13 protein-coding genes are annotated in these 11,713 nt (G+C 44.5%); 11 read left to right on the forward strand and 2 right to left on the reverse strand.

The genetic code is table 11. The annotated features are described in order from the left end of the window. Nucleotides 1-49 precede the first annotated feature (49 nt). The 9 genes from AB1K83_RS12800 to sufB all read left to right on the forward strand — a co-directional run bounded on the left by AB1K83_RS12800 (nucleotide 50) and on the right by sufB (nucleotide 9,575). Nucleotides 50-1,075 carry a methionine ABC transporter ATP-binding protein gene (locus AB1K83_RS12800; RefSeq protein ID WP_413058584.1) on the forward strand — a complete coding sequence of 342 codons (1,026 nt, stop codon included), beginning with the start codon at nucleotides 50-52 and terminating at the stop codon, nucleotides 1,073-1,075. Further along, nucleotides 1,068-1,736, forward strand: a complete 669-nt coding sequence (locus tag AB1K83_RS12805; RefSeq protein ID WP_413058585.1) for a methionine ABC transporter permease — start codon at nucleotides 1,068-1,070, stop codon at nucleotides 1,734-1,736. The genes AB1K83_RS12800 and AB1K83_RS12805 overlap by 8 nt, the downstream gene beginning before the upstream one ends. Before the next feature lie 120 nt (nucleotides 1,737-1,856). Beyond that, on the forward strand, nucleotides 1,857-2,729 hold the full coding sequence (locus AB1K83_RS12810) for a MetQ/NlpA family ABC transporter substrate-binding protein (RefSeq protein WP_413058586.1): 873 nt from the start codon (nucleotides 1,857-1,859) through the stop codon (nucleotides 2,727-2,729). Nucleotides 2,730-2,930: 201 nt separating this feature from the next. Continuing rightward, nucleotides 2,931-4,151 carry a dicarboxylate/amino acid:cation symporter gene (locus AB1K83_RS12815; protein WP_413058587.1) on the forward strand — a complete coding sequence of 407 codons (1,221 nt, stop codon included), beginning with the start codon at nucleotides 2,931-2,933 and terminating at the stop codon, nucleotides 4,149-4,151. A gap of 242 nt (nucleotides 4,152-4,393) precedes the next feature. After that, a complete protein-coding gene (gene sufC / locus AB1K83_RS12820) occupies nucleotides 4,394-5,173 on the forward strand; it encodes a Fe-S cluster assembly ATPase SufC (RefSeq protein WP_413058588.1) in 780 nt (259 codons plus the stop codon). An 18-nt stretch (nucleotides 5,174-5,191) separates the two neighbouring features. Continuing rightward, on the forward strand, nucleotides 5,192-6,499 hold the full coding sequence (sufD, locus tag AB1K83_RS12825; RefSeq protein ID WP_413058589.1) for a Fe-S cluster assembly protein SufD: 1,308 nt from the start codon (nucleotides 5,192-5,194) through the stop codon (nucleotides 6,497-6,499). Further along, nucleotides 6,499-7,728: a cysteine desulfurase gene (locus AB1K83_RS12830; protein ID WP_413058590.1), complete on the forward strand. Its 1,230-nt coding sequence runs from the start codon at nucleotides 6,499-6,501 to the stop codon at nucleotides 7,726-7,728. Before sufD ends, AB1K83_RS12830 begins: the two co-directional genes overlap by 1 nt. Further along, nucleotides 7,718-8,158, forward strand: a complete 441-nt coding sequence (sufU, locus tag AB1K83_RS12835; RefSeq protein WP_413058591.1) for a Fe-S cluster assembly sulfur transfer protein SufU — start codon at nucleotides 7,718-7,720, stop codon at nucleotides 8,156-8,158. The genes AB1K83_RS12830 and sufU overlap by 11 nt, the downstream gene beginning before the upstream one ends. A gap of 19 nt (nucleotides 8,159-8,177) precedes the next feature. Next, nucleotides 8,178-9,575 (forward strand): Fe-S cluster assembly protein SufB, encoded by a 1,398-nt coding sequence (gene sufB, locus AB1K83_RS12840; RefSeq protein WP_413058592.1) that lies wholly within the window; start codon nucleotides 8,178-8,180, stop codon nucleotides 9,573-9,575. 184 nt (nucleotides 9,576-9,759) lie between these two features. Here sufB and AB1K83_RS12845 read toward each other — a convergent pair whose 3' ends face one another. Beyond that, nucleotides 9,760-10,008: a hypothetical protein gene (locus AB1K83_RS12845; RefSeq protein WP_413058593.1), complete on the reverse strand. Its 249-nt coding sequence runs from the start codon at nucleotides 10,006-10,008 to the stop codon at nucleotides 9,760-9,762. 174 nt (nucleotides 10,009-10,182) lie between these two features. Further along, nucleotides 10,183-10,581, reverse strand: a complete 399-nt coding sequence (locus tag AB1K83_RS12850; protein ID WP_413058594.1) for a hypothetical protein — start codon at nucleotides 10,579-10,581, stop codon at nucleotides 10,183-10,185. A 121-nt stretch (nucleotides 10,582-10,702) separates the two neighbouring features. On the opposite strand from AB1K83_RS12850, the gene AB1K83_RS12855 reads away from it, so the two are divergent. Both AB1K83_RS12855 and AB1K83_RS12860 read left to right on the forward strand, forming a co-directional pair. Next, complete coding sequence (locus AB1K83_RS12855) at nucleotides 10,703-11,080, forward strand: hypothetical protein (protein WP_413058595.1); 378 nt, start codon at nucleotides 10,703-10,705, stop codon at nucleotides 11,078-11,080. A gap of 315 nt (nucleotides 11,081-11,395) precedes the next feature. After that, nucleotides 11,396-11,626, forward strand: a complete 231-nt coding sequence (locus tag AB1K83_RS12860; protein WP_413058596.1) for a hypothetical protein — start codon at nucleotides 11,396-11,398, stop codon at nucleotides 11,624-11,626. The last annotated feature ends 87 nt before the right edge of the window (nucleotides 11,627-11,713 follow it).

Genomic DNA, 11,713 nt, shown 5'->3' on the forward strand with positions numbered 1-11,713 from the left:
CGATTCACAATTACGCCGAGGCGTAATTGATTTTTGTAGAGGTGAGAAGATGATTCGGTTATCAGATGTCAATAAAGAGTTCGGCACGAGTTCAACCCGTATTCGGGCAGTGGATTCTGTGTCGCTTGAAATTGCGGATGGGGAAATTTTCGGCATCATCGGATATAGTGGCGCGGGGAAAAGTACATTAATCCGTCTGTTGAATGGCCTGGAGATGCCGACCAGTGGAAATGTCTTCATCGGCGGCCGGGAAATGTCGGCAATCAAAGGCAGAGAGTTGCGGGAGGCACGGCAAAAGGTCAGTATGATCTTCCAGCATTTCAATTTGCTTTGGTCTCGCACGGTTAAAGAAAATATTGCGTTTCCGCTTGAAATCGCAGGGGTCCGAAAAGCGGACCGCGAACGGAAAGTAAATGAATTGATAGACTTGGTAGGATTGGCCGGCCGGGAAAATGCCTATCCCTCCGAATTATCGGGTGGTCAAAAACAGCGTGTCGGCATAGCCCGTGCACTGGCCAATGATCCCGAGGTCCTTCTATGTGATGAAGCGACATCCGCTCTCGATCCAGAGACGACGGATTCCATATTGGATCTGTTGACGAGCATCAATGAGCGGCTGGGGCTGACGATTGTCCTGATAACACATGAAATGCACGTCATTCGGAAAATTTGCCATCGGGTGGCTGTCATGGAGTCCGGGAAAGTTGTTGAAATGGGCAATGTCCTCGATGTTTTCCAGTCACCACAAGCCGAGATTACCAAGCGCTTCGTCTCCCAGTTGACGGAGCCAGCTGAAACGAAGCAGGCGTTAAGCCATATGAAGGAAGAAATACCAACCGGTGAATTGATCAAACTTGTTTTCGTTGGAGAGCAAACAGAACAACCGGTCCTCGCCAGTCTCATCCGGAAATTTACAATCGATGTTAATATTGTGCAAGGCAATATTTCGACGACGCGGGGCGGGGCTTATGGAACGTTGATCCTTCAGTTCGTTGGTGAGAAGACATTGATTGCCGAAGCGATTCACTATCTTCATGAGCAAGGTGTCCAGACGGAGGTGATCGGCAATGATTGAGGAATGGTTTCCAAATGTGAAATGGGACAAAATGTGGGAAGCGACCTATGAGACATTGTATATGTCGGCCATTTCAACGTTTTTCACATTCGTACTAGGGATTGCGCTCGGCGTGCTGCTGTTTTTATCAAGTCCCGGGCAGCTATGGAAAAATAGATTCGTCAACGTCGTAACAGGCGCGGTCGTCAATATATTCCGCTCGATTCCTTTTATCATCCTGATCATATTGTTAATACCATTTACAACATTCCTCGTTGGCACGATGCGTGGACCGAATGCAGCGTTGCCAGCCCTGATCATCGGGGCCGCGCCGTTTTATGGCAGAATGGTGTTGATAGCTTTGCAGGAAATCGATAAAGGCGTTATTGAAGCTGCCAAGTCGATGGGCGCAAAAACGCGGACGATCATTTTTAAAGTGTTACTTCCGGAATCCATGCCAGCGCTCATCTCAGGCATCACGGTGACTGCTATTGCGCTTGTCGGATATACCGCCATGGCGGGAATCATCGGGGCGGGAGGTCTTGGAAATCTTGCCTATCTGGATGGTTTCCAACGTGGTCGAGATGACGTTACATTAATGGCGACCATTTTAATCTTAATCATTGTTTTCATTATCCAAATGATTGGAGACATGATTGTCAAGCAGTTGGACAAACGGTAATACTTCAGGGAATAACAGGAAACCTTGTACATACTTATGAAAAGTCGGGCAACGTGTCGACAGTAGGTTACGGGTTCCCTGTTTACTATAAAAACCAAACAATAAAGGAGAATGAACTAGATGAAGAAGCTTTTAGCTGGAATCCTATTTGCGATACTTGTCCTGTCCCTTGCCGCTTGCGGAACGAAAGATACAGGAACTAGCGGTCAAAGTACAACTGACGGAGCAAATAAAGGGGAAGAAAACAAACAAGAAGAATTGACTAAAATTGTTGTTGGAGCTTCCAATACACCACATGCGGTTATTCTAGAAGAAGCTAAGCCATTATTGGAGGAAAAAGGTTTTGAACTGGAAATTGAAACCTATCAAGACTATGTATTGCCGAACAAAGATTTAGAATCAAAAACTTTGGATGCGAACTACTTCCAACATATCCCGTATCTGGAAGGTCAAATTGCAGATTTTGGCTATGATTTTGTCAATGCAGGGGCTATCCACATCGAACCGATCGGCGTGTATTCCCAAAAATACAAAACTCTTGAGGAATTACCGGAAGGTGCAACTATCTTAATCAGTAATTCGGTCTCTGACCATGGTCGCGTGCTTGCCATGCTGGAAGAGAATGGGCTTATCAAACTGAAAGACGGCGTGGAGAAAGTGAAAGCGGAGTTGGAAGATATTGTGGAGAATCCAAAAAATCTTCAATTCGATCCGAACTATGAGCCTGCATTGATGCCCCAACTGTACAATAATGGGGAAGGCGATGCACTTCTCATCAACTCAAACTATGCCATTGACGCAGGTTTAAATCCGTTGGAAGACGCAATTGCACTTGAAGAAACAGACTCGCCTTATGTTAATATCATCACTGTCCGTGAAGGCGATGAAAACAAAGATTCGATCAAAGCGTTGGTTGAAGTGTTGAAGTCGAAAGAAATTCAAGATTTCATCCTGGAAGAGTGGGGCGGCTCAGTCGTTCCAGTGGAACAATAATTATCTTGGCTGTCTCGATCCGGTTTTCCGGTGTCGAGGCAGCTTTTTATATTGGTTAAACCACCCTTTCCCATGCAGGTTCTATGATGATAAAGATTGAAAAATACAAATGTTTTTCACACTATTCCCAAGCCCATAAAGATATGATAAGGTGATTTTGCTTATAAAATAATACATCTGTTCATTTGAGGAGGACATATAGTGAAGTGGAAAATTGGTCTGATCGGGAGAATCCTGATTGCTATCGGATTGGCCGTGGGAATGGGAATCCTCCTTCCGAACATACATGAGGGGCTCGCTACGAATTTCACCCGTCTTTTTGCTACGTTCAATATGCTATTCGGTGGGTTTCTTAATTTTATCGTGCCCCTGATCATTATCGCTTTCATCGCGCCGGGGATTGCAAAGCTTGGGACGGGGTCCGGGAAACTGCTCGGTCTTGCTACGGTTTTTGCTTATCTCTCCACTATTTTTGCAGGGGTTCTGGCTTATTTTGTGGCAACGACCCTGTTGCCGAATGTGATTCATAAACCGGGCGATTCAGTTGTTGAAAATGCAGGGAAGGCTGCTGCCACTTCGTTTTTTGAACTGGAAATGGAGCCAATCATGGGAGTTATGGCGGCTTTGATCGTAGCTTTCTTATTTGGAATCGGTATGGCCTCCATCAAAAGCGTATCCTTGCTCGCTGTGTTTGAAGAACTCAATGTATTAATTGAAAAGGTAATTTCGAATGTTATCATCCCTTTATTGCCTGTGCATATTTTCGGTATTTTCCTCAACATGACTTACACTGGTGAAGTGGCGAAGGTACTATCTGTTTTCGCCTTTGTTTTCGCCATGATCATTGTGCTCCATCTAACCATGTTGACAATCCAATATTCGGTTGCGGGCTCACTTGCAAGACGCAATCCATTCGTCTTAATGAAAACGATGGTTCCGGCTTATTTGACGGCGATCGGCACGCAATCTTCGGCAGCTTCCATTCCTGTTACGCTGCGGCAAGCACGCCAAACAGGTGCTTCGGAACGTGTCACGGACTTTACAATCCCGTTATTTGCGACCATCCATTTGTCCGGAAGTACGATCACTTTAGTATCCTGTTCGATCGGTGTCCTGCTAATGAATAACTTGCCTGTGGAATTTGCTTCCTACTTGCCATTCATCTTAATGCTTGGTGTAACGATGATTGCGGCCCCTGGAGTTCCTGGCGGTGCGGTAATGGCTGCTGTCGGCTTGCTGAGTTCGATGCTGCAATTTGACGAATCAATGGTTGCTCTGATGATTGCCCTCTATATGGCACAAGATAGCTTTGGCACAGCTGCCAATGTGACGGGAGATGGGGCTTTGGCCATTATTGTCGACAAATTCACGCCAGCAGTTGACGGATCTGTCGAAGAACCGAAGAACTTGGAAGCCCGATAAGGTGCATAAAACTAAGCCGACGCAGTATCCGTCGGCTTTTTTCACTGAGGTTTATTCTCAATAAGACTAGTATAATTGAAAATAGAAGAATAGGATTAACTCCCCGTTGCGAATGGCTTAAAATAAAGATGCCGTCAAAATGATGTAATTCTCAATGATTTGCATGGGAGTGGTTTATACGGTAAGATTAGAATGATACTAATTTGGAATGAGTATTCGTTCATCATATTGGAGGTATTGGAATGGCAACTTTGGAAATCAAAGACCTTCATGTCGAAATTGAAGGCAAGGAAATCTTGAAAGGCGTCAACTTGACGATCAATACAAATGAGATCCATGCAATCATGGGTCCGAACGGTACAGGGAAATCTACATTGGCCCAAGCAATCATGGGTCATCCGAAATATGAAGTGACTTCCGGATCCGTGACACTGGACGGCGAAGACGTATTGGAGATGGAAGTGGACGAGCGCGCAAATGCAGGTCTTTTCCTTGCAATGCAATACCCAAGTGAAATTACAGGAGTAACGAATGCTGATTTCCTACGTTCAGCCATCAATGCTAAGCGTGAAGAAGGCGATGAAATTTCCCTCATGAAATTCATCCGTGAATTGGATAGCAAGATGGAACTGCTTGAAATGGACGAAGATATGGCGACTCGTTATTTGAATGAAGGATTCTCGGGCGGGGAGAAAAAACGGAACGAAATTCTTCAGTTAATGATGTTGAAACCAAAATTCGCCATTCTCGATGAAATCGACTCTGGTTTAGATATCGATGCATTGAAAATTGTTTCCAATGGAATTAATGAAATGCGCGGCGAAGGGTTTGGTTGCTTGATGATCACACACTATCAGCGCCTTCTGAACTACATTACGCCGGATTACGTCCACGTTATGATGCAAGGGAAAGTTGTGAAATCGGGCGGAGCTGAATTGGCGAAAAAATTGGAAGAGCAAGGTTACGATTGGATCAAAGAAGAACTTGGCATCGAAGACGAAACTGTCGGGCAAGAAGCATAAGGGAGGAGACGAGATAAAATGACGGTTGAAACAAAGTTGGCATTGACCGAACAAGATGTCCGCTCCTACTCCGCAAAGGTGAATGAAGCTGATTGGATGGCGGATTTCCGTGCGGACGCATTGGCGAAAGTGGAACAGCTTCCATTGCCAAAACCAGACAAAACAAAGATTGATAAATGGAATTTCACTGAATTCCCGGTCCATGCGGCCGAGGACGAGGTTTATCATACACTTGCTGATCTTCCGGAAGAAGCAAAGGCTTTGATCGATGAAGCACAGCAGAAGAATATCTATATTCAACATAATAATACGCCGGCATTTGTTTCTCTAAGTGAAGACCTGCAAGCAAAGGGCGTCATCCTGACGGATATTTTCACAGCTTCCCGCGAACATGGCGAGCTTGTGAAAAAGTATTATATGACAGATGGCGTCAAAGTCGATGAGCATAAATTGACTGCCCTTCATGCTGCATTGGTAAACGGCGGCGTCTTCGTATACGTTCCGAAAAACGTCGTTGTCGAAGAGCCATTGCAAGTGCTATTCCTTCATGACAAGGAGGAAGTGTCTTTATTTAACCACGTTCTTGTCGTGGCGGAGGCAAATAGTTCAGTGACATACGTCGAGAACTACCTGTCGACTGTCGAAGAGGGCAAAGGAATCGTCAATATCGTCTCTGAAGTGTTTGCGGGTGACAACGCCAAAGTCATATACGGAGCGGTGGATGTCCTGGCCAAAGGGATGACGACCTATGTCAACCGCCGTGGAGTGGCTGGTCGTACGAGTCGGATCGAATGGGCACTCGGATTAATGAATGATGGCGATACGATATCTGAAAACATCACCCATCTCATTGGCGACGGATCTTCCAGCGACATGAAAACTGTCGTAGTAGGCCGCGGCGAGCAGAGACAGAATTTCACTTCCGAAATCGTACACTGGGGATTGGATACGGATGCGTTCATTCTAAAACACGGCGTGATGAAAGAGGCTTCCTCTTCTATCTTCAATGGAATTGGAAGAATCGCCAAAGGCGCAACAAGATCGAACGCAGTACAAGAATCCCGTATCTTGATGCTAAGTGAGAAAGCCCGCGGAGATGCCAACCCGATTTTGCTGATCGATGAAGATGATGTGACAGCAGGTCACGCGGCTTCCGTCGGTCGTGTCGATCCACTGCAATTATTTTACTTAATGAGCCGTGGTATTTCACAGAAAGAAGCAGAACGCCTCGTAATTCATGGATTCTTGGCGCCGGTCGTCAGCAAACTACCGATCGAAAGTGTCAAGAAGCAATTGACGGAGGTTATTGAAAGGAAAGTGCGCTAATGCTCAGTAAAGAGATCCGCAACCATTTCCCCATTCTTGATCAAGAAATTAATGGGCACAAACTCGTTTACTTGGATAGTGCCGCTACATCTCAAAAGCCATTGCAAGTAATAGAAGCAATTAGCAAATATTACAAATACGATAATTCCAACGTGCACCGTGGTGTGCACTCTCTTGGAAACCGGGCGACAGAAGGTTATGAAGGGGCTCGTGAAAAAGTCCGTAAATTCATTAACGCCAAGTCGACGGAAGAAGTCATTTTCATGCGTGGTGCAACAACAGCGTTGAACACAGTTGCACAAAGCTACGGGAGGATGAATGTAGGGGAAGGCGATGAAATCGTCATCACTTATATGGAGCACCATTCCAACATCATCCCTTGGCAGCAATTAGCGAAGGAAAAAGGCGCTGTTTTAAAATATATCGATTTGGACGCAGATGGAACGTTGTCATTGGATAAAGTACGGGAAGCCATTACGGACCGTACGAAAATCGTTTCCGTCATGTACGTCTCAAACGTTCTTGGCACAATGAACCCAATCAAGGAAATTGCGGAAATTGCGCATGCCCATGGCGCCGTCATGGTAGTGGACGGTGCCCAGGCGGCTCCCCATCTGAAGCTTGATGTCCAAAAGCTGGACTGTGACTTTTTGGCCTTTTCGGGTCACAAGATGTGTGGACCGACTGGAATCGGTGTTCTGTACGGGAAAAAAGAGCTGCTCGAAAAAATGGATCCAATTGAATTTGGCGGCGAGATGATTGATTTTGTCGGTCTTTATGAATCGACGTGGAAAGAACTGCCGTGGAAGTTTGAAGGTGGGACTCCAATCATTGCGGGTGCCATTGGTCTAGGAGCAGCGATTGATTTCCTTGAGGAAATTGGCTTGGACAATATTGAACGGCATGAACACGAGCTGGCGGAATATGCCATGGAGCGCATGTCAGAGATCGATGGTTTAACCATTTATGGTCCACAAGATCCTAAAAAACGAGCTGGAATTGTGACGTTCAACCTCCAAGAAGTTCATCCTCATGATGTAGCAACGGTACTCGATATGAACGGCATCGCCGTCAGGGCAGGCCATCATTGTGCACAACCGCTGATGAAGTGGTTGGACGTATCGGCAACAGCCCGAGCCAGCTTCTACATCTACAACACGGTAGAGGATGTGGACTTCCTCGTGAACGGACTGAAGGCGGCAAAGGAGTATTTCAGTGATGTCTACTAATAAGCTGGATCAACTGTATCGGTCTGTCATTATGGATCATTATAAAAACCCAAGGAATAAAGGGGTTATCGGCGATAGCAATGTTACAGTCGATATGAACAACCCGACTTGCGGTGATGTCATTCATTTGACCCTTCAAGTGGAAGACGATATAGTCCAAGATGCAAAGTTCGAAGGTGAAGGCTGCTCCATCTCCATGGCATCCGCATCCATGATGACACAGATGATCAAAGGGAAGCATGTGGATGAAGCGGTTAAAGTCGCCCACGTTTTTTCTGATATGATGTTAGGCAAGGATTTTGATGACTCCCTCGATCTAGGCGATATCGAAGCATTGTCCGGGGTGGCTAAATTCCCGGCGCGTATTAAATGTGCGACGCTCGCTTGGAAAGCCATGGAAAAAGGTGTCGGCAACGACTCCGAAAATTAAGGGGACGGAGGAAGTATAAATGGCTAAAAAAATGCCGGAAATCGGCGATTACAAATATGGTTTTGCTGATAAGGACGTATCTGTTTTCCGTTCGGAACGTGGATTGACGCGTGAAATTGTTGAAGAAATCTCCAATATGAAAAAAGAGCCGCAGTGGATGCTGGACTACCGCTTGAAATCACTGGAGATCTTCTATAGCAAGCCGATGCCTCAGTGGGGCGGCGACTTGATGTCACTGAATTTCGATGAAATCACGTACTATGTAAAACCTTCCGAAGCAACGGAACGTTCATGGGATGAAGTTCCAGAGGAAATCAAGCGTACGTTTGATAAACTCGGTATTCCGGAAGCGGAACAGAAATACCTTGCAGGTGTTTCCGCTCAATACGAATCGGAAGTTGTTTACCATAACATGAAAGAAGATCTCGAAGATATGGGAATCGTCTTCAAGGACACGGATTCCGCCCTTCGGGAAAACGAAGAACTGTTCAAAAAGTATTGGGGTACGGTCATCCCGAACACGGACAATAAATTTGCGGCATTGAACTCTGCTGTATGGTCGGGTGGTTCCTTCATCTACGTACCACCTGGCATCAAAGTCGACACGCCGTTGCAAGCCTATTTCCGGATCAACTCGGAGAACATGGGGCAATTCGAGCGTACGTTGATCGTTGTCGATGAAGGGGCAAGTGTCCACTACGTAGAAGGATGTACAGCACCTGTCTACACAACGAATTCACTCCACAGTGCGGTCGTTGAGATCATTATTAAAAAGGACGCGTATTGCCGTTATACGACCATCCAGAACTGGGCGAACAACGTTTACAACCTTGTTACGAAACGCGCAGTCTGTGAAGAGAATGCAACGATGGAATGGATTGATGGTAACATCGGTTCGAAACTGACGATGAAGTACCCTGCATGTATCCTAAAAGGTGAAGGTGCACGTGGTTTGACATTGTCCATCGCATTGGCAGGAAAAGGGCAACACCAAGACGCAGGGGCAAAAATGATGCACTTGGCACCGAATACGTCGTCCACGATCGTGTCGAAGTCCATTTCCCAACATGGCGGGAAAGTGACATATCGCGGAGTCGTCCACTTCGGCCGCCGTGCGGATGGCGCTCGCGCGAACATCGAGTGTGATACGCTCATCATGGATAAATTGTCGACATCCGACACAATTCCATATAATGAAATCTTCAATGACAATATTTCACTCGAGCACGAAGCGAAAGTTTCCAAAGTTTCGGAAGAGCAGCTCTTCTACTTGATGAGCCGCGGTATTCCTGAGCTGGAAGCGACAGAAATGATTGTCATGGGCTTCATCGAGCCATTCACGAAAGAACTTCCGATGGAATATGCGGTTGAGATGAATAGATTGATCAAGTTCGAAATGGAAGGCAGTATTGGATAAACGCGGGAAATTAGCTTTGGACATGAAGAACTTCTTCCATGGCCTAGCAGATAAAAAAAGGGATTCCCTTTTTTCCTTCTCGCATAGAATCCATTAAAGATTAAAAAGGGTTGGAAATCGATTCGATTTCCAACCCTTTTGTCTGAAAATAACCACTTCTTGTTGTTTCTTAAAAGCTGGTCAATTAATATATTGCACCTACTCCGGAAAAAGCTGGGTTTTCATAGTGGGAATCAGTTTGAAATCTAATTTTGGCACCTGAAAAAGTAGTGCTTTTTCCAGTTATTGAAGTGGTGTAATTACTAGTTCTTGTTCCACTTACATATCTACTTCCCCATACTTCATCTCCAAGTAATTTCTTTTGCACAATAGTATAACTTATACCTAGGTTTAAAGCTGGAGAAGTTTCTTGGGTAACTATCAAATTTACCATTGCATCAGATCTATTTATATTAAAAGTACAATCTGAATAAAAAGTGGTATTAGCTCGTCTTCCAGTAAATCTCCAATCACAAAGGAAGTGTGTAGCATTTGGCGCGATATTTGAGACGACTGGAGTTTCCAACAAGTTAGTTTTTAAAGTTGTTTCACGTAATATTTTATATTCTTAATTTTCTAATGAAGAATATGTAACGTTGACTTTCCAGGTTGAATCTTCATTTATCATCAGAATTGGTAGTTCAGAAATTTCACCTGTTGCATATTCCAATTTCACAATATACTTAATTTCATTGTTCGAAATAATTTTACTACTTAAGATTTCATAATTTACTACCTTATCTTTTACTAACATAATTTCGTATTCTGAGATTTGTTGTTCTAGGGAATTGTAACGTGTATCATCCACATTATCCACAACTGTCTGAACATCATTTTCGACGATACCTGTCAAATAAGTGTCAATAACCTCTCCAGCATTTTTATCTTTTATTTCCTCTGCCTGTGACATTAATGGCGTTGAAAATAAAAATACAGCGAACAATAAAAACCTTAATACATTCTTCATAAAAAGTCCCCCTATTTGTCAATTTTGGAATAATTATACCTTTAATTCCAAATTAATGGTATTATAGTGTTTAGAATAAAACTACTAATATATTAATTCGTACATAGCGAGGTGATATGAAATGGGCAAAAAAATCTCAATAGGATTACTACTTCTATTATTCCTAGTCGGCTGTTCAGCAGGAGCAGCACTTACTCCAGAAATGGAAGTTGAGGGACTTTTACAAAGTTATTTAAAGGCTTTGGAGGAGAATGATACGACAACATTAGTCGATCTATCGGATGACTTGAGGTTTCCTGACAAAAAAGTGCAATTGGAAAATTACTTAGATATCGATTCAACAGTCTCGGAAACACGAATCATCGAACTCTCTACTTTAAGTCCAACCGAGTTTGAAGCAACAGTATCAATAGTAGATGCTAGTGGGCAAGTAGAGCTAAAATTCCCTATTCAGCAACAAAAAAACAAGTGGAAAGTAATTGTCGGTAAAGACTTTTAGGCCCGTTTATTGAAAGGTAGGACCAATATAGAAAAGGGCAGCTATAACCAATTGGGAATAGCTGCTCTTTTTTGTGTGGGGGCAACGTTTCGAGGTTGATTGGGAATGTTTTGAAGCTGGCTTCGAATGTTTCGGAGTCCGTCGGATATGTTGTGAGGTGGTGAAATCGTTTGGAGGTTTGTTGGAATTGTTTTAAGGCTGGCTTCGAGCGTTTCGAGGTCCAAGAGAAACGTTTTGAGGGGGAGGGAGAATGTTTCAAAGTTCGTCGGATACGTTGCGAGGTGGTGAAAACGTTTCGAGGTTTGGGGGAAGCGTTTGGAGGTGCGGGTGAAATGTTTAGAGGTAGGCATCAAACGTCTGGAGCTGAGTGAAAAACGTTGGGAGGTGCTCGGTCGTTTAGAGGTTGAGCGGGAATGTTGTGAGGTTGGACCCAAGCGTTTCGAGGTTCAAGGCAAACGTTTCGAGGCGGAAGCAGAATGTTTCGAGGTTCGCGGGATACGTTGTGAGGTGGTGAAAACGTTTCGAGGTTCAAGGGAAATGTTGTGAGGCAGTCATCGAACGTTTCTAGGTTCAGGGCAAACGTTTCGATGTACGAGAGAAACGTTTAGAGGAAGTTCACCGCTTGCAAATGGC

It is taken from the genome of Sporosarcina sp. 179-K 3D1 HS (assembly GCF_047228905.1).
Classification (GTDB): domain Bacteria; phylum Bacillota; class Bacilli; order Bacillales_A; family Planococcaceae; genus Sporosarcina.